The organism is Bradyrhizobium sp. 14AA, assembly GCF_054185205.1.
In genome coordinates this window covers 1-17,847 of record NZ_JAVAYM010000056.1, presented here as the reverse complement: position 1 = coordinate 17,847, position 17,847 = coordinate 1, and the positions used below count along the sequence as shown (strand labels likewise).

Sequence of the window (17,847 nt, the reverse complement as noted above, 5' to 3'; positions counted from 1 at the left end):
ATTTCATCAGGGCCAGCGGTCATAAACCCCGCACCAACAGGCCGGACATATGACCGAAGCAGACCAACTCGTTCGATACTTCAAAAAGCGCTTGCCAATAGGGGCCGTCCACATATGACGAGGAGGAAGCACCTACGTCTTTCCCAACACTTCCTTCGCACGCTGGCCGAACATGATCTTGCGTGATTCCTCGTCGAAAGGCTCTTTCACGAATTTTCCGATCGCAAGCCCCGCCTGCACCTGCGGCCGTGCGCGCACCTCGGCGTACCAGCGCTTCACGTTCGGATAGTCGTCGAGCGTAAAGCCCTGCGCCTTGTGGGTCATGGTCCAGGGGAAGCAGGCAATGTCGGCGATGGAATAATCGCCGGCGACATAGGCGCAGGTCTTGGCCAACTGCCGGTCGAGCACGCCGTAGAGCCGCGCCGCTTCGTCGCGATAGCGTTCGATCGCATAGGGAATCTTCTCGGCCGCATAGAGCGCGAAATGGCCGTGCTGGCCGAGCATCGGCCCAAGTCCCGCCATCTGCCACATCACCCATTGGATCGTCGTGGAGCGCCCGCGCAAATCAGTCGGCAGCAGCCGGCCGGTCTTCTCCGCGAGATAGATCAGGATCGCGCCGGTCTCGAAGGCCGAGAACGGCGCACCGCCATCGGCGGGCGTGTGATCGACGATCGCGGGAATGCGGTTGTTGGGGGAGACCGACAGGAACTCGGGGCTGAACTGCTCGCCGGCGCGGATGTTGACGGGCTTCACCTGATAGGGAAGCCCGAGCTCCTCCAGCATGATCGAGATTTTCCAGCCGTTCGGCGTCGGCGCGTAATAGAGGTCGATCATGACCTTTCCCTTGGCCTTTCCTTGGCCCTTTCTTTGGGCCTTCCCTGTCGCCGCTGCTGGAATAGATAACGACTTTTGTTGTTCTGTACCTTGACGTTAGGACATGGCAGGAAGGGGCGCAACACAACCTGCCGGGAGGGCCGCCATGCTGTTTCCAACCACGATCGCCGGCTCCCTGCCGAAGCCGGAATGGCTCGCCGAGCCCAACATGCTCTGGGCGCCCTGGAAGTCGGAAGGCGACGAGCTGCTCCGCGCCAAGCGCGACGCGACGCTGATCTGGCTGAAGATCCAGGAAGACGCCGGCATCGACATCGTCACCGAGGGCGAGCAGGCCCGCCAGCATTTCGTGCACGGTTTTCTGGAGAAGATCGACGGCATCGATTTCGCCCACAAGGTCGAGATGGGCATCCGCAAGGACCGCTACAAGGCGATGGTGCCGCAGGTGGTCGCCCCGCTCCGGCTCAAGGACCGCGTCCATGCCTTCGAGGCGCGCGTGGCCCGCACGCATACGAAGAAGAAGCTGAAATTCACCCTGCCCGGCCCGATGACCATCATCGACACCATTGCGGATCGCTACTATGGCGACCGCGTCAAGATGGCTTTCGCCTTCGCCGAGCTTTTGAACGAGGAAGCGAGGGCGCTGCAGGCCGACGGTGTCGATCTCGTGCAGTTCGACGAGCCCGCCTTCAACGTCTACATGGACGAGGTCAACGATTGGGGCATCAAGGCGCTGGAGCGCGCCGCGCAGGGCCTGACCTGCACCACCGCCGTGCACATCTGCTACGGCTACGGCATCAAGGCCAACACCGACTGGAAGGAGACGCTGGGCGCGCAGTGGCGGCAGTACGAGCAGATCTTTCCGGCGATCGACGCGAGCCCGATCCAGCAGGTCGCGATCGAGTGCCGCAATTCCAAGGTGCCGCTCGACCTGCTGGCGCTGCTGAAGAACAAGATCGTGCAGGCCGGCGTGATCGACGTCGCCAGCGACACGATCGAGACGGCCGAGGACGTCGTGCAGGTGATCGACGCCGTGTCGAAATTCGTGCCCAAGAGCAACATCATCGCCACCACCAATTGCGGCATGGCGCCGATGCGGCGCGAGATCGCGGAAGCCAAGCTGATGGCGCTCGGCGCAGGTGCCGCGCTGGCGCGCGAAAAGCTGGGATGACGGCGGCAGGCTGCAGTCGCTAATCCAGAGCCGTCGGATGCAGCGTCGGCCGATAGCCGGCGCTCAGCGCGCGCAGCGTGGACGGAGGCGTCAGCAACATCGGGCTCGCCAGTTCGCTCCTCGCGCGGGCATAGCCGGCCGGCGACCATAGAAGCGGCCGGCCCTTCGTCACCAGAAAGCTCTCCTCGTCCTGCTGCACCATGGCTCCGTCGGGCAGCTCCGCGACGGGCACCGGCAGCGCGTGCAAGCGCTTGCGACCATGATCCAAACGCTCCAGGTGGAGTTGGGTATCCATCGCCTTCGCACTCAAATTGCCGACGCCGTTTCCAGCCTGCCATGCATCGCGAAAGCGCTTGGCGTCGTCGCGGCGGCAGAAGAAGCAGGGCCGGTGCCCCGCGGCAAAGGCGGTGGCCTCGTCGAGGAAGAACAGCTCGGTCCAGCTCCGCCGTGCCATCACCGGCCGCCGCCAGCCGCGGAATTCGCATAGACACGTGATCCAGGCCGGCGTCGACCAGCGTTTCTTCAACAGCGTCTTGGTCGCGGGATCATGGATGATGCCGCGATTGCCGGTGAACAGGCCGCGATGCGGCGTGGCGATGATGTCGCCGGTCGGCGTGACGCGGTTCTGCAGGGGCATGTCAAAACGGAGCGCTCTATCGGTTGCATCGATTCAACTGGCGTCGGGCAGATACTGGCAGGCAAGCTGTTGACAGACATAGAACGCGATCAGCCTGGCCGACGTGATTTCCTCGAAGTGCTCCAGGAATGTCGGCAGCTCTATCGAGAGAAAGTAGTCAACATCCCATCGCAGTTGGCTGACCTCATCCAACGGCAGGTTGTGGATCAAATTCAATATCCAACCTGCGCTGACGAAGTGCGCCGCCCTTACTTGGTCAATCACCTCTGGAACACAACGGCCAACAATTTTCCTGGAGCTTGATATCTCGATCGAATTGACATCAACCACGATCTGCTGAAGGCAAGGCAGAACGTGCTCATTAGTGCGGTCGCTCAGCAGGATATTCCTGCAGGAGATTAAGGTTTCGGAAATCGACCGTCTGGTGGTCATCGGAGGTTGTCTGTTGCTCGTCCCTGACTGGCGAAAATCTCTCCAGTCGGTGTGACGCGGTTTTGCGGGGGTATAACTGCCTCCGCCCGTCATTGAGAGGAGCGAAGCGACGAAGCAATCCAGACTATTTCCGCGGATGCATTTCTGGATTGCTTCGCTTCGCTCGCAATGACGGCGATCGTCACGCCGCGCCGTCGCGCAGCGGCGGGTGATAGGACAACGCGGTGTCCCAGGGGAAGAAGATCCAAGTGTCCTGCGAGACTTCCGTGATGAACGTGTCGACCAGCGGGCGTCCCATCGGCTTGGCATAGACGGTGGCGAAATGCGCGTCCGGCAGCATGTCGCGCACCAGCCTGCCGGTCTTGCCGGTGTCGACGAGGTCGTCGACGATCAGGAGCCCCTTGCCGGTGCCGCCGCCGAGCTTCATCGCCGCCTCGGAGATGCCCTTGAGGACCTGGAGCTCGCCCTGCTTGTCGTGGTCGTAGCTGGCGATGCAGACCGTATCGATCACGCGCACGCCAAGCTCGCGCGCCACGATCGCGGCCGGCACCAGGCCGCCACGGGTGATCGCGATCACCGCGTGGAAGGGGCCGACCTCGTTGAGCCGCCAGGTCAGTGCCCGGCAATCCCGGTGGAACTGGTCCCACGACACCGGGAAGGCCCTGCCCGCCCGCTCCTGTGCGCTCAGTTCCGGTGCTTCACCAGCCATTGTCGTCTCCTGCTTCGTCTGCCGGTGCTAGCGGGTGATGTTCAATCCCGCCAGCATTTCCTTCACCGCGGCCATGGCGGATGCGAGCTTGTCCGCATCGCGCGAGCGCACCACGAGGTTCGTGTTCGGCTTCTGCTCTTCGTCCATGAAGGGATAGCTGCCGATGATGGTGTCGGGATGGGCCGCGGCGATCGCCCGCAGCGGGCTGCCGATATCGCCCTCCCGCGCGTTGGCGCGAACCGATTCGGAGAGCATGCGGACGCCCGATTTCAGCTTGGGCGAGACGATGTCCATCATCGCCTGCATGATCGAGGGCACGCCGGCCATCACGATGACATTGCCGATCTTGAAGCCGGGCGCGAGGATGGTCGCGCTCTGGATCAGCTCGGCGCCATCAGGGATGCGGGCCATGCGCAGGCGGGCCTCGTTGAGGTCCTGCTCGCTCCAGCGCTCGCGGAAGCGGGCGACCACCTCCGGGTGATGGTCGATGCCGACGCCGAACGCCTTGGCGACGCTGTCGGCCGTGATGTCGTCATGGGTCGGCCCGATGCCGCCGGTGGTGAAGACATAGGTGTAGCGATGCCGCAGTGCATCCAACGCCGCGATGATGTCGGGCTCGTCGTCCGAGACGACCCGGACCTCCTTCAGGTCGATGCCGATATTGGTCAGGTATTCGGCGATGAAGCCGATATTCTTGTCCTTGGTCCGGCCGGACAGGATTTCGTCCCCAATGACCAGAATGCCCGCCGTGACGATCTCGCTCATAAACCTGTCCCTCACCTGTGGCGCCGACTTTGCCGAGGTAACGCGTTGAAGTCACGCGGTTTTGCTGCCGAAATAAGCAGTCCTCAGCCATTTTTTCAGGCATGTTCGCGGTCATCCCCGCCAAATGCTGTCAGTCCATGCTTATCGCGCTGGCCCGGCCCTTGCTACCACATGAAAGTCATGCACTCTTGCCGCATGGCCAGGACGTTGCGGTCTTCAACAAGGCCTCGCGACCTGCCCAATGGCGCAACGCCTTGCGGAGACAAGTCGGGATCTATGGCAGTCGCGTTTGATGAAATGAATATTCCCGGCGGGGACCTTCGGCCCGCCTATCAGGAGCTGGCGCGCTGGCTCAAGGAGACGCCTCCCGAGGCGCTCGAATATCGCCGCCAGGAGGCGGAGCTCCTGTTCCGCCGGATCGGCATTACCTTTGCGGTCTATGGCGAGGCCGAATCCACCGAGCGCCTGATCCCCTTCGACGTGATCCCGCGGATCATGTCCGGCAAGGAATGGGCGCTGCTGGAGAAGGGGCTGAAGCAGCGCGTGCGCGCGCTCAACATGTTCCTGCGCGATATCTATCACGGCCGCGACATCCTGCGCGCCGAGATCGTGCCTGACGATTTGATCTTCCAGAACCCGGTATTCCGGCCCGAGATGAACGGCCAGCAGGTGCCGCACGATGTCTACGTGCACATCGCCGGCATCGATATCATCAGGGTCGACGCCAACGACTTCATCGTGCTGGAGGATAACGCGCGCACGCCGTCGGGCGTGTCCTACATGCTGGAAAACCGCGAGATCATGATGCGGCTGTTTCCGGATCTGTTCGCCCGCCACAAGGTGGCGCCGGTCGAGCGCTATCCGGACGAGTTGCTCTCGGCACTCCGCTCGGTCGCGCCGCATGGCGCGTCGGGCGAGCCGACGGTCGCGCTGCTCACACCGGGCGTCTACAACTCCGCCTATTATGAGCACTCCTTCCTTGCCGACAAGCTCGGTATCGAGCTGGTCGAGGGCCGCGACCTCATCGTCAAGAACAACGAAGTGTTCATGCGCACGACGGAAGGGGTGAAACGGGTCGACGTGATCTATCGCCGCGTCGACGACGATTTCCTCGATCCGCTCACCTTCCGTCCCGACTCGGCGCTCGGCGTGCCGGGGCTGATGTCGGCCTATGCGGCCGGCAACATCACGCTCGCCAACGCCGTCGGCACCGGCATCGCCGACGACAAGGCGATCTACTCCTACATGCCGGAAATCGTGAAATTCTACCTCGGCGAGGAGCCGATCCTGAAGAACGTGCAGACATGGCGCTGCCGCGAGCCGAAGGATCTGGCTTACGTGCTCGACCACCTCGGCGAGCTCGTCGTCAAGGAAGTCCACGGCTCCGGCGGCTACGGCATGCTGATCGGTCCCGCTGCGACGAAAGCGACGATCGAAGCCTTCCGCGAGAAGCTCAAGCGCGAGCCGGAAGGCTTTATCGCGCAGCCGACGCTGGCGCTCTCGACCTGCCCGACCTGCACGGCGTCGGGCCTTGCCCCGCGCCACGTCGATTTGCGGCCCTTCGTGCTCACCGGCAGCAAGAGCACGACGATCGTGCCCGGCGGGCTCACGCGCGTCGCGCTGAAGGAAGGCTCCCTGGTGGTGAATTCGAGCCAGGGCGGCGGCACCAAAGACACCTGGATCCTGGACGAGTAGAGAGAATGCTGTCGCGTACCGCCGAAAACCTCTACTGGCTCGCCCGCTATGTCGAACGGGCCGAATATCTCGCGCGCACCATCGATGCGACGCTGCGCGTCACCGCGCTTCCCGCCGCCTATGTCGGCAAGACCAACGAATGGGACTCGGCGCTTCTCACCGCCGGCGTCGCCACAAGCTTTTATCAGACCTACGAGGAAGCCAACGAGCGCAACGTCGTCGACTACCTCTCGTTCTCGGCCGACAACCCGTCTTCGATCAGGAACTGCATCGAGGCGGCGCGGCTGAACTCGCGCTCGGTGCGCACCGCGCTCACCAGCGAGATGTGGGACACCATCAACTCGGCCTGGATCGAATTGCAGGAAGTCTGGAGCAAGGGAACCTCGACCCGCGAGGATCTGGCAAAATTCCTGCGCTTCGTGCAGGAGACCTCGCTGCGCTTCGACGGCTCGGCTTACCGGACCATGCTGCGCAACGACGCGTACTGGTTCTCGCGGCTCGGCCTGCACCTGGAGCGCGCCGACAACACCGCACGCATCCTCGATGTGAAATATCACGTGCTGCTGCCCGAAGAAGAACATGTCGGCGGCCCGCTCGACTTCTATCAGTGGAGCTCGATCCTGCGCTCGGTGTCGGCGCTGACGGCCTATCACTGGGTCTATCGCGAGACGCTGAAACCCTGGCTGGTCGCGGATCTCCTGATCCTCAACGGCACGCTGCCGCGCTCACTTGCGAGCTGCTACGACAATCTCACGCGCAACCTCGACCAGATCGGCGTCGCCTATGGCCGCCAGGGCCCCGCCCAGCGCCACGCCCGCGGCATCCGCAACCGGCTCGAACACAGCAATATGAACGATATCTTCCAGCACGGCGTGCATGAATTCATTCAGGAATTCATCGCGGACAATTCCAGGCTGGGCGAAATCATCACGAAGCAGTATTTGATCTAGTCAGGACCGAAACTCTCACCCTTCGTCATTCCGGGGCGATGCGAAGCATCGAACCCGGAATCTCGAGATTCCGGGTCTGGTCCTTCGGACCATCCCGGAATGACCGATCTAGAAACACCATGCGCCTACGAATCCAGCACACCACGACCTATCGCTACGAGCCGGCGGCCACCAGCGTGATCCAGATCCTGCGCATGACGCCGGGCAGTCACGACGGGCAATATGTGGCGGAGTGGCAGATCGACGTCTCCACGGACACCAAGCTCGACACCCATGAGGACGCGTTCGGCAACGTCACCCACGTGCTTTCCTGCGGGCCCGCCGGCGACATCAAGATCACCGCCGAGGGCCTGATCGAGACCCACGATACCGGCGGCGTGCTGCGCGGCGCCGACGAGCGTTTTCCGGCCGGCATGTTCTTGCGTCCCACCGACCTCACCACCGTCAATCCGGCGATGGCGGCGGTTGCGCGCCAGTTGCGCAGCGAGGCCGAGAGCGACACGCTCGGCTTCCTGCACACGCTGATGATGCAGATCGGCGATCACATGACGTTCGACGAGGACCCGACCACCAGCGGCACCTCGGCGGCCGAGGCGTTCACGCTCAAGCGCGGCGTCTGCCAGGACTACGCGCACATCTTCATCGCCTGCGCCCGCACCGGCGGCGTGCCGGCGCGCTTCGTCTCCGGCCATTTCCTGCGCTCCGACGGCACGGTGCACCAGGACGCCGGCCATGCCTGGGCGGAGGCCTACGTGCCCGATCTCGGCTGGGTCGGCTTCGATCCCGCCAACAGCATCTGCGCCACCGACGCCCATGTCCGCGTCGCCATCGGCCTCGACTATCTCGGCGCAGCGCCGGTGCGCGGCACCCGCTATGGCGGGGGCACGGAGACGCTGACGGTTGCGGTCAAGGTCGACCAGGCCGGGCGCGGCGGACAATCGCAGTCGCAGTCCCAGCGGCAGAGCTAGGAGACAGCCGGCCGAACGCACCGGGCGTGCTATCATCGCGAGGGAAAAGTCAGACACGCGAGGTACCGCATGGCGACCGTAAAGCTGCTTTCGGACGACGAACTTTCCCCTGAAGCACGCGCCGTTTTCGACGATATCCGTAAGGTCCGGAAGTCGGACTTCGTCAACAATTTCTGGCGCGCGCTGGCGCATGATCCGAAGACGCTGCGGCGGACCTGGGAGAGCATCAAGGAGGTGATGGCTCCGGGCGCGCTCGATCCCAAGGTCAAGGAAATGCTCTATGTCGCGGTCTCGATCGCGCATGGCTGCAGCTATTGCATCCACTCCCACACCGCCGGCGCGCGGGCCAAGGGCATGACCGAGGCCGAATATGGCGAGCTGCTCGCCATCGTCGGCATGGCCGCCGAGACGAACCGGCTGGTCACGGCGCTCGGCGTACCCGTCGACGCGGCGTTTCTCGTCGATGCCGCCGACTGAGGTCGGCGGTTGCAGTCGCGCCCCGGAATGGCGACCTCGCCCCACGGGAATCGGGGGTTTCATGCCTCCCCGAAATTGGCTAGTAATTCCGCGCAAACGCGTTCGGGGACTGGAAATGACCTATTGTTGCGGAATCCTGGTACGGGACGGTCTGGTGATGATCGCCGATACCCGCACCAATGCCGGGCTCGACAACGTCTCGACCTTCCGCAAGCTGCACATCTTCTCCAAGCCCGGCGACCGCATCATGGCGATCGCCAGCGCCGGCAACCTCGCCATCAGCCAGTCGGTGCTGTCGACGCTGACCGAAGGTCTCGAGGACCCCAACACGGGCGAGATCGAGACGCTGATGAACGCGCCGACCATGTTCCAGGCCGCCCAGCGCATCGGCCGGGCGATCCGCGCGGTGCATGCGACCGAAGGGCCGGCGCTGAAGTCCGAGGACGTCTCGTTCGACGTGTCCTTCCTGTTCGGCGGCCAGATCAAGGGCGCGCGCATGCGCCTGTTCATGGTCTACACCGCCGGCAATTTCATCGAGTGCACCACCGACACGCCCTACCTGCAGATCGGCGAGCACAAATACGGCAAGCCGGTGCTGGACCGCGCCATGCATTACGACGTCGAACTCTACGAGGCGCTGAAGACCGGCCTGATCTCGATGGATTCGACCATGCGCTCCAACCTCGGTGTCGGCCTGCCGATCGACGTGCTGGTGGTGCGCGCCGATGCGTACGATGCCGATCTCAACCACCGCATCGAGGCGGGCGAGCCCTACTTCCACGATCTGCGCTCGCGCTGGTCGGCGGCCTTGCGCGCCGCGCACCAGAACATTCCGCGCCCGCCCTACAAGAACGAAAAAGAACCCAAAACCTGACAGCTTAAGAGAAAAGGCAGGAAACGATGAGCGAAGCAAAGAAGATCGCATTGGTGACAGGCGCCGGCACGGGCGTCGGACGCGCGGCGTCGCTGGCGCTGATGAACGCCGGCTTCACCGTGGTGCTGGTCGGGCGCCGGCTCGACATGCTCGAGGAGACCGCGAAGCTCGGCCCCGCGGGAAAAAGCCTGTGCGTCACCGCGGACATGACCAAGCCGGATTCGATCGCCGCGCTGTTCGACAAGGTGAAGGCGACCTATGGCCGGCTCGACGTGCTGTTCAACAATGCCGGCATGGGCGCGCCGGCGGTGAACTTCGAGGACCTCAGCCTCGAGCAGTGGCAGGCGGTGGTGAACACCAACCTCACCGGCCCGTTCCTGTGCACCCAGCACGCCTTCCGCATCATGAAGGACCAGAGCCCGCGCGGCGGCCGCATCATCAACAACGGCTCGATCTCGGCGCATGCGCCGCGGCCGTTCTCGGCGGCCTACACCTCGACCAAGCACGCCATCACCGGCCTGACCAAGGCCTCGAACCTCGACGGCCGCATGTATGACATCGCGGTCGGCCAGGTCGACATCGGCAATGCCGCGACGCCGATGACCGACCGTATGGTCGCCGGCCCCGGCGTAATGCAGCCGGATGGCACCATGAAGCACGAGCCGCGCATGGACGCGAAGGCGGTCGGCGATGCCGTCGCCTACATGGCCGGCCTGCCGCTCGACGCCAACGTGCTGACCATGACGGTGATGGCAACCAAGATGCCGTTCGTGGGACGCGGCTGAGCAACAATCGTCATTGCGAGCGAAGCGAAGCAATCCAGACTGCCTCCGCGGCACGATCCTGGATTGCTTCGTCGCTTCGCTCCTCGCAATGACGCGGAGGCCTACTCCAAACTCTCCACCCGGCGCAGGCTCGGGAACAGCTTCATCCACAGCACGGCCACCGCGACCGTGCAGACGCCGCCGAACGCGGCGGCCGGCATGGCGCCGAGCAGCGCGGCTGCCACCCCGCTTTCGAACTGCCCGAGCTGGTTGGAGGCATTGATGAAGAGGAAGTTCACCGCGCCGACGCGGCCGCGCATCTCGTCGGGGGTGGCGAGCTGGACCAGCGAGAAGCGGATCACGACGCTGATCGTGTCGGCGGCGCCGAGAACGGCCAGCGCGAGCACCGACAGCCACATCCAGGACGATAGCGCGAACACAATCGTGGCGAGGCCGAACACGATCACGGCCTGGAACATGCGCAGGCCGACATGGCGCGAGATGGCGTGCCGCGCCAGCACCATGGTCATCAGAAGCGCACCGACCGCCGGCGCGGCGCGCAGCACGCCGAGCCCGACGGGGCCGGTCTGGAGAATGTCGCGGGCATAGATCGGCAGGAGCGCGGTGACGCCGCCGAACAGCACGGCGAACAGATCGAGCGAGATGGTGCCGAGGATCGCGGGATTTTTGCGGATGAAGCGAACCCCGACGAAGATATTGTCGGAGCCCGTCCCTTCCTTGAGGGCCGCCTGTGGGCGCGGCCGGATGAAGCCGGTCAGGATCATCCCAAGGATCCAGAACAGCACCATCACTGCATAGGCAAGATGCGGCGCGACTGCGTAGGCAAAGCCGCCGAGCGCCGGGCCGGTGATGGTCGCGACCTGCGCCGCGCCGCTGGAGACGGCGGTGGCACGCTGGAGCGAGCCCTGCGGCGCGATCAGCGGGAGCAGCGCCGCGGTGGTCGGGCTCTCGAAGGCGCCGGCAATGCCGAGCATGAAGGTCGCGATGAAGATCTGCACCTCGCTGACCGCGCCGAGATAGGTGATGACGGCGAGATAGAGCGCGGTCGCGGCTTCCACGAGTTGGCAGAGCTGCACCACGCGCTTGCGTTCATAGCGGTCGGCGGCATGGCCGGCGACGAACACCAGGAGCGCGGTGGGCAGGAACTGCACGAGGCCGACCATGCCGAGGTCGAAGGCCGAGCCGGTGAGATCGTAGATCTGCCAGCCGATCGCGACCGCCGCGATCTGGCTGGAAAAGCGCGACAGGCTGCGCGAGAGCAGGAAGAACAGGAAGGCCCTGTGGGCGAGGAGCGCACGGGCGCTGACCGGCTGATTTCCGGATATTGGCTGCTCTGGCATCGCCGCTTGGATCGCCTCCTGGGTCACCCTGGGACTGCTCGCCCCCTGACGTGGACGGCCTCCGCGTGACTGAGCCGGACCTTGTTGTCAACAGCGGCAGGTTTTGGTGACCTTCCGGCATTGCGTTTGCAACGCCCGCGCGGCCATAATCATTGAGGGTTTGGGGACATCATGCTGCGGCTGCAATCGGCACTCGGCGTTTTCGCATTGCTGTTGATCGCTTTCGCGCTGGCGGAGAATCGGCGCGCGGTCTCGCTGCGTCAGGCCGCGATCGGCCTCGTCGCGACCTTCGTCACCGCGATCGTCCTGTTGAAATTGCCCGTCGTCGCGCACGCCTTCGGCGCCATCAACGACGCCGTCGGCGCGATCTCGGCGGCCTCGCGCGCCGGCTCGGCCTTCGTGTTCGGCTATATCGGCGGCGGCACCCTGCCCTTCGACCTGAAGGTGCCGGGCGCGGATTTCATCCTGGCGTTCCAGGCGCTGCCGATCGTGCTCGTCATGAGCGTGCTGACGACGCTGCTGTTCTATTGGCGGGTGCTGCCGCCGGTCGTGCGCGGCATGGCCTGGCTGCTGGAGCGCACGCTCGGCGTCGGCGGCGCGGTCGGGCTGTCGACCGCCGCCAACATCTTCCTCGGCATGGTCGAGGCGCCGCTGTTCGTGCGGCCGTACCTGGCGCAGATGACCCGGAGCGAATTGTTTCTGGTGATGACCGGCGGCATGGCCGGTATCGCCGGCACGGTGCTGGTGCTCTATGCGACGCTGCTTGCTCCCCTCATTCCCGACGCGGCCGCCCATTTCGTCATCGCCTCGGTGCTGGGCGCGCCGGCCGCGATCCTCGTCAGCCTGATCATGGTTCCTGAAACCTCCGACAAGCGCACCGGCGGCGCGCTGGAGGATCCCGAGATGGAAGTCGCCAGCACGATGGACGCGATCGTGAAAGGCACGAGCGCAGGGCTCGAGCTGCTGCTCAACATCGTCGCCATGCTGCTGGTGCTGGTGGCGCTGGTCTATCTCGTCAACGCCATTCTCGGCTTGCTGCCCGATGTTGGCGGCGCCGCGATCTCGTTGCAGCGCCTGCTTGGCCTCGTCATGGCGCCGGTGTGCTGGCTGATGGGATTGCCCTGGGACCAGGCCGTGACCGCCGGCAGCCTGATGGGCACCAAGACCGTGCTCAACGAATTGATCGCCTATGTCGACTTCTCGAAGCTGCCGGGCGATGCGCTCGATCCGCGCTCGCGCCTGATCATGCTCTACGCGATGTGCGGCTTCGCCAATTTCGCCAGCCTCGGCATCATGATCGGCGGCTTAGGGGTGATGGCGCCGGAGCGGCGCGAGGAGATCAACGCGCTCGGGCTGAAGTCGATCGTATCGGGGACGCTGACGACGTGTCTGATGGGCGCGGTGGTGGGGGTGCTGAGCTAGTTCTCTCCACTCGTCATCGCGAGCGACTTGTCCGCCCTAGCTCGAAGAGCGAAGGCGGAAGCGAAGCAATCCAGTCTGCATCCGCAGAAGCAGTCTGGATTGCTTCGTCGCAAGAGCTCCTCGCAATGACGAAGGAGAGAGCGCCTACGCCTTCAGCTCCACCGTCTTGAACTCCGCCGGCAGGATCACCTCCAGCAGCTCGACGTCGTCGGAATAATCCAGGATCATGTGCTTGATCTTCGGCGGCTGGGTCCAGGCGCTGCCTTCCTTCATCAAAGTCTCGCCCTCGCCGTCCATGTAGGTCTTCACCCAGCCCTTGAGCACGTAGACCATCTGGAATTCGACGTCGTGGAAGTGCAGCTTTGACACCTCTGCCGGATTGCAAGGACCTTGCAGCCGGATCACGTGCGCCTGCGCGAGGCCGTGGCTTGCTTCGGCGATGCCGAGGTCGCGATACTTCGCGTAGGCGCGCAGGCCATCCGCCTTGAAGTCTTCCTCGCGGTGATGGCTGATCGCGATGCGCTGCCTGGGACGTGCAGGCTTCTTCGGTGCGGCCGTGCGGGCCTTTGCCTTCACCGCCTTGCGCGCCGGGGACCGCGTCGCGGCCTTGGCGCCGCTCCGCTTCTTCGCCAAGGTCTTCGTTGCGGGTCTTGATGCCTTTTGCCTGGCCATTGTCTGCTCCCTGATCTGAGCCGCGCCCGCTGGATGGGCGCAACCCGACGGCAGATTAGCCAGTCCTGGACCAGGCAGCAATTGCAGAGCCCGGACCGGCAGACGCGATGACCCCAACCGCCCGTAGCTTGCCCGAAGCTGTCGTCGCGAACGGCCGTCGTCTCGTATTCGTTCCCTCGCCGAATTAGTCTCGCCGGGAGATTCTGGGGGATTGATTCATGAGCAACAGCGTAGGTCAGCGTGCATTTCAGAATGCCCGGCTTCAGAAGCGGCAGAAAGCCGAAGTGCTGCCATTGCTCGGGCTTGCACTCCAGTCGCACAAGCAAGGGCTTCTCCCCGAGGCCCGGGCTGCCTATGGCCAGGTCCTGCAGCTTGCGCCCGATCAGTTCATCGCGCTGCATATGCTCGGCAGTTTGGAGTCTGACACCAAAAACTATCGGCAGGCCGAAATTCTGCTGAGCCGGGCGGTTGCCGTGGATCCGCGATCTGCCGATGCTCACATGAGCCGAGGCATCGCGCTGAACAAGCTGCGACGCCACGATGAGGCCCGCGAGAGCTATCGAAGGGCCCTCGCCTTGCGTCCCAACTACGCCGCAGCCCTGTCCAATCTCGGCAACGCGAGCGTGACCCTCGACCTTCAGCAAGCGCTCGAGTGCTACGACAAGGCGCTCGCAATTGACGGAAACCATGCCGAAGCCCATAACGGCCGGGGTTGGGTGCTCTGCCGTCTGCGCAATTATGACGAGGCCATCGCAAGCTTGAACCGCGCGCTGTCGATCAAGCCCGACTATGCCTCGGCGCTGGCGAACCGCGCCATCGCATTGCAGGAGCTTCTGCGATTTGACGAAGCCATGGCGGATTGCAATCGGGCAATCGCACTGGCGCCCGACGACATGAACGGGTGGCTCGGGCGCGCCAGCGCCTGGCTCCAAATCCAGAAAATGGCCGAAGCATTGCACGATAGCGAGCAAGCTATCGCGGTCGATCCCGAAGCCGTTCAAGCTTACCTGGTGCGGGGCATTTGTCTCGCCGCGCTTGGGCGGGTCGACGAAGCCCTGGCCAGTTACGACAGAGCCCTCGATATCGAGCCTGACTTCCCGGCCGCGATCTCCAACAAGATATTCACGCTCGATTTCGTGGCCGATGCCAGCGTTGAGCAGCATCAGCAAGCGCGCAAAGTCTGGTGGGAGCGGATCGGCGCGAAATTCGCTTCAGAAGCGGCAAGACCGCACGACAACAGCCGCGATCCGGATCGACGTCTGGTGCTTGGCTATGTCTCGGCGGACTTCAACGCGCATTCGGCCGCGTTCATATTCAAGCCGGTCCTGCAATACCGTGACCGAACCCAGTTTGAGGTCGTGTGCTATTCCTGTTCGTCGAAAGTGGATGCGGCGACCGGCGAATTTCAAAAGATCGCCGATCGCTGGCGCGAGGCCTCGCAATGGAGCGACGAGCGCCTCGCCGCCGAGATCCGCGCCGATGGCATCGACATCCTGATCGATCTGTCCGGCCATACCAAAGGAAACCGCCTCAGCGTGTTTGCGCGCAAGCCGGCGCCGGTCCAGGCCCATGGCTGGGGTCACGGCACCGGCACCGGGCTGCCGACGATCGATTATCTGTTCTCGGACCCGGTCGCGATTCCTGTCGAGGTTCGGCATCTGTTTGCGGAAACCGTCGTCGATGTGCCGTGCTTTGTGACGCTGGAGCCGCTGCCGATCGAGCTTGCGCGGGCGTCGACGCCGGCGACCTCGAACGGCTTCGTCACATTCGGTGTCTTCAACCGCATCAGCAAGATTTCGGACCAGGCCGCGGCAGCCTGGTCCAGGATTCTCGAGCGGGTGCCGGGGTCACGACTACTGATCAAGGATGTTGCGCTGGACGATCAACTGATCCGCGACAATCTGCTGGCACGGCTTGCAACTTGCGGAGTGCCGGCCGAACGCGTCGATCTGCTCGGAACCACGTTGCGCGTCGATCATCTGGCAGCGTTCAATCGCGTCGATATTGCCCTCGACCCGTTCCCGCAGAATGGCGGCGTCAGCACATTGGAAGCCTTGCAGATGGGCGTGCCCGTGGTGGCGAAGCTCGGCAACAGTCTGCCCAGCCGTGCCGCCGGCTCCATCCTCACCGCGCTCGGCCTGCCGGACTGGGTTACGGATAGCGAGGAGGCATATGTCGACATCGCGGTGAGCCGCGCGGCCGAGATCGGCGACCTCGACAAGCTGCGCAGCGAGCTGCCCGAACAGGTCAGGGCTGCGGCCGCCTGCAACCCGGTCGCCTACGCGGAAGCGGTGGACGAGGCCTATCGCGCGATGTGGAAGCGCTATTGCAACGGCGGCGTTTGATCGCCCCTCAGGCGATCACTGGGATAACGCGTTCGTAATTCATAGGGTGAGCAAAGCGGCTCGTCCGCCATAGCTCGGAGAGCGAAGGCGGAAGCGTGCCCACCATTGCCAGATGTAATCGCGGAGAGATGGTGGGCACAGCGCGCGAAGAGCGCGCCTTTGCCCACCCTACGAGACCGGTGCTCGCCCTCAATGCAGCCGGAACACGCCGTCCACGGCACGCAACTCGGCCGGCTTGATCAGCTTGGAATGCGCCACGGTGACCGAGTGCAGCGGCCCGTCGAGCTTTTCCTGCCAGAACGCCAGGAAGTCCTTCAGCGCCGGAAATTTCGGAAACATGTCGTAGTCCTGCCAGACGTAAGTCTGGAGCAGCGAGGGATGATCCGGCATCCGATAGAGAATTTGCGCCGTCGTCAGCCCGTAACCCAAAAGCTGCTTCCGAAAGTCATCGGAAACGCCCCCACTCCGCAAGCCCATGCCAACCTCCTTTGCAGGAGCGCATTCAAGGGGGCGGCCTGGTCGGTGTGCGCCTTACGAGCCACCCGGTACTGATGCGCTCACATGAGAGAAATGTGACGCAAACTGACAACCCATCTCAAGCCCAAAAGTTTAACAAGTTGTTGAAATTCAATGCGTTAGCAGCAGATAGGGCTCCGTGCTAATACGGCCCCGGCATCTGGTTAACGATGGTAAAGAGATTCTGGCAGTCAGGCCTTCTGAGTGCGGATTTTTCTGCTAGAAGCCCTTGCTCCCGCAAAATTCCTGTCCTATTTCAGCCTCGCCTGTGCTAGCACTCGCGGGCACAGATTGCTAACAACCGAAAATCATCAACTCGTGCAAATGCTTAGGAGAGCTGCATGAAATTCCGTCCGCTTCACGACCGCGTCGTGGTCAAGCGTATCGACGCAGAAGAGAAGACCGCCGGCGGCATCATCATCCCGGACAGCGCCAAGGAAAAGCCCTCTCAGGGCGAAGTCGTCGCCGTCGGCCCCGGTGGCCGCGACGAGGCTGGCAAGCTGACCCCGATCGACCTGAAGGTCGGCGACCGCGTGCTGTTCGGCAAGTGGTCCGGCACCGAGGTCAAGATCGACGGCGAAGATCTGCTGATCATGAAGGAAAGCGACATCATGGGCGTCCTCGACGTCCCCGCTTCCAAGAAGAAGGCGGCCTAAGAGTCCCTCCTCTCTCCCTCCCGTCAAATCATTCCAAGGAAAATTCCAGATGGCAGCCAAAGAAGTCAAATTCTCGGTTGAAGCGCGCGACAAGATGTTGCGCGGCGTCGACATCCTCGCCAATGCGGTGAAGGTCACGCTCGGTCCGAAGGGCCGTAACGTCGTGCTCGACAAGTCGTTCGGCGCTCCCCGCATCACCAAGGACGGCGTCACCGTCGCCAAGGAGATCGAGCTCGAGGACAAGTTCGAGAACATGGGCGCGCAGATGGTGCGCGAAGTCGCCTCCAAGTCCGCTGACGCGGCCGGCGACGGCACCACCACCGCGACCGTGCTCGCGGCCGCGATCGTGAAGGAAGGCGCCAAGTCGGTCGCCGCCGGCATGAACCCGATGGACCTCAAGCGCGGTATCGACCTCGCGGTCGAAGCCGTGGTTGCGGACCTCCAGAAGAACTCCAAGAAGGTGACCTCGAACGAGGAGATCGCCCAGGTCGGCACCATCTCGGCCAACGGCGATGCCGAAATCGGCAAGTTCCTCTCCGATGCCATGAAGAAGGTCGGCAACGAGGGTGTCATCACCGTCGAGGAAGCCAAGTCGCTCGAGA

At 63.7% G+C, this 17,847-nt stretch carries 19 protein-coding genes; 11 read left to right on the top strand and 8 right to left on the bottom strand.

From position 1 onward, the window contains the following. Nucleotides 1-132: 132 nt before the first annotated feature. Nucleotides 133-834, bottom strand: coding sequence for a glutathione binding-like protein (locus RAD15_RS42895; protein ID WP_458184704.1), 702 nt, complete (start codon nt 832-834; stop codon nt 133-135). A 145-nt stretch (nt 835-979) separates the two neighbouring features. Here RAD15_RS42895 and RAD15_RS42890 point away from each other — a divergent pair, with 145 nt between their 5' ends. Then, nucleotides 980-2,002, top strand: coding sequence for a methionine synthase (locus RAD15_RS42890; protein ID WP_458184703.1), 1,023 nt, complete (start codon nt 980-982; stop codon nt 2,000-2,002). 19 nt (nt 2,003-2,021) lie between these two features. Here RAD15_RS42890 and RAD15_RS42885 read toward each other — a convergent pair whose 3' ends face one another. The 4 genes from RAD15_RS42885 to RAD15_RS42870 all read right to left on the bottom strand — a co-directional run bounded on the left by RAD15_RS42885 (nt 2,022) and on the right by RAD15_RS42870 (nt 4,545). Then, complete coding sequence (locus RAD15_RS42885; protein ID WP_458184702.1) at nt 2,022-2,639, bottom strand: hypothetical protein; 618 nt, start codon at nt 2,637-2,639, stop codon at nt 2,022-2,024. 33 nt (nt 2,640-2,672) lie between these two features. Further along, entirely contained in the window at nt 2,673-3,071 is a 399-nt protein-coding gene (locus RAD15_RS42880) for a hypothetical protein (protein WP_458184701.1), read from the bottom strand. A 181-nt stretch (nt 3,072-3,252) separates the two neighbouring features. Continuing rightward, the gene (gene gpt, locus RAD15_RS42875) at nt 3,253-3,780 is read right to left on the bottom strand and encodes a xanthine phosphoribosyltransferase (protein ID WP_458184700.1); all 528 of its coding nucleotides are present in this window, start codon (nt 3,778-3,780) and stop codon (nt 3,253-3,255) included. Between the two features lie 27 nt (nt 3,781-3,807). Continuing rightward, entirely contained in the window at nt 3,808-4,545 is a 738-nt protein-coding gene (locus tag RAD15_RS42870) for a competence/damage-inducible protein A (RefSeq protein WP_458184699.1), read from the bottom strand. Nucleotides 4,546-4,821: 276 nt separating this feature from the next. Between RAD15_RS42870 and RAD15_RS42865 the strand changes: the two genes are divergently transcribed. The 6 genes from RAD15_RS42865 (at nt 4,822) to RAD15_RS42840 (ending at nt 10,294) form a co-directional block, all read left to right on the top strand. After that, complete coding sequence (locus RAD15_RS42865; protein WP_458184698.1) at nt 4,822-6,240, top strand: circularly permuted type 2 ATP-grasp protein; 1,419 nt, start codon at nt 4,822-4,824, stop codon at nt 6,238-6,240. A 5-nt stretch (nt 6,241-6,245) separates the two neighbouring features. Then, nucleotides 6,246-7,190, top strand: a complete 945-nt coding sequence (locus RAD15_RS42860; protein WP_458184697.1) for an alpha-E domain-containing protein — start codon at nt 6,246-6,248, stop codon at nt 7,188-7,190. Between the two features lie 119 nt (nt 7,191-7,309). Next, nucleotides 7,310-8,158 (top strand): transglutaminase family protein, encoded by an 849-nt coding sequence (locus RAD15_RS42855; RefSeq protein ID WP_458184696.1) that lies wholly within the window; start codon nt 7,310-7,312, stop codon nt 8,156-8,158. Nucleotides 8,159-8,227: 69 nt separating this feature from the next. Further along, on the top strand, nt 8,228-8,635 hold the full coding sequence (locus RAD15_RS42850; RefSeq protein WP_458184695.1) for a carboxymuconolactone decarboxylase family protein: 408 nt from the start codon (nt 8,228-8,230) through the stop codon (nt 8,633-8,635). 115 nt (nt 8,636-8,750) lie between these two features. Then, a complete protein-coding gene (locus RAD15_RS42845; protein WP_458184694.1) occupies nt 8,751-9,509 on the top strand; it encodes a peptidase in 759 nt (252 codons plus the stop codon). Nucleotides 9,510-9,535: 26 nt separating this feature from the next. Further along, on the top strand, nt 9,536-10,294 hold the full coding sequence (locus RAD15_RS42840) for an SDR family oxidoreductase (protein WP_458184693.1): 759 nt from the start codon (nt 9,536-9,538) through the stop codon (nt 10,292-10,294). A 101-nt stretch (nt 10,295-10,395) separates the two neighbouring features. Here the strand turns inward: RAD15_RS42840 and RAD15_RS42835 are convergent, their stop codons facing one another. Further along, the gene (locus RAD15_RS42835) at nt 10,396-11,634 is read right to left on the bottom strand and encodes an MFS transporter (protein ID WP_458184692.1); all 1,239 of its coding nucleotides are present in this window, start codon (nt 11,632-11,634) and stop codon (nt 10,396-10,398) included. Nucleotides 11,635-11,805: 171 nt separating this feature from the next. Between RAD15_RS42835 and RAD15_RS42830 the strand changes: the two genes are divergently transcribed. Next, complete coding sequence (locus tag RAD15_RS42830) at nt 11,806-13,056, top strand: NupC/NupG family nucleoside CNT transporter (protein ID WP_458184691.1); 1,251 nt, start codon at nt 11,806-11,808, stop codon at nt 13,054-13,056. Between the two features lie 144 nt (nt 13,057-13,200). Here RAD15_RS42830 and RAD15_RS42825 read toward each other — a convergent pair whose 3' ends face one another. Further along, nucleotides 13,201-13,728, bottom strand: coding sequence for a cupin domain-containing protein (locus tag RAD15_RS42825; RefSeq protein ID WP_458184690.1), 528 nt, complete (start codon nt 13,726-13,728; stop codon nt 13,201-13,203). A gap of 218 nt (nt 13,729-13,946) precedes the next feature. Here RAD15_RS42825 and RAD15_RS42820 point away from each other — a divergent pair, with 218 nt between their 5' ends. Beyond that, a complete protein-coding gene (locus tag RAD15_RS42820) occupies nt 13,947-16,073 on the top strand; it encodes an O-linked N-acetylglucosamine transferase, SPINDLY family protein (RefSeq protein WP_458184689.1) in 2,127 nt (708 codons plus the stop codon). Nucleotides 16,074-16,262: 189 nt separating this feature from the next. On the opposite strand, the gene RAD15_RS42815 is transcribed toward RAD15_RS42820, so the two are convergent. Further along, nucleotides 16,263-16,550: an usg protein gene (locus RAD15_RS42815; RefSeq protein ID WP_458184688.1), complete on the bottom strand. Its 288-nt coding sequence runs from the start codon at nt 16,548-16,550 to the stop codon at nt 16,263-16,265. Between the two features lie 380 nt (nt 16,551-16,930). Here RAD15_RS42815 and RAD15_RS42810 point away from each other — a divergent pair, with 380 nt between their 5' ends. Together RAD15_RS42810 and RAD15_RS42805 are read left to right on the top strand one after the other, a co-directional pair. Next, nucleotides 16,931-17,245, top strand: a complete 315-nt coding sequence (locus tag RAD15_RS42810; protein ID WP_458184687.1) for a co-chaperone GroES — start codon at nt 16,931-16,933, stop codon at nt 17,243-17,245. Nucleotides 17,246-17,294: 49 nt separating this feature from the next. Beyond that, on the top strand, nt 17,295-17,847 hold a 553-nt coding region (locus RAD15_RS42805), incomplete at its 3' end, for a TCP-1/cpn60 chaperonin family protein (protein WP_458184686.1).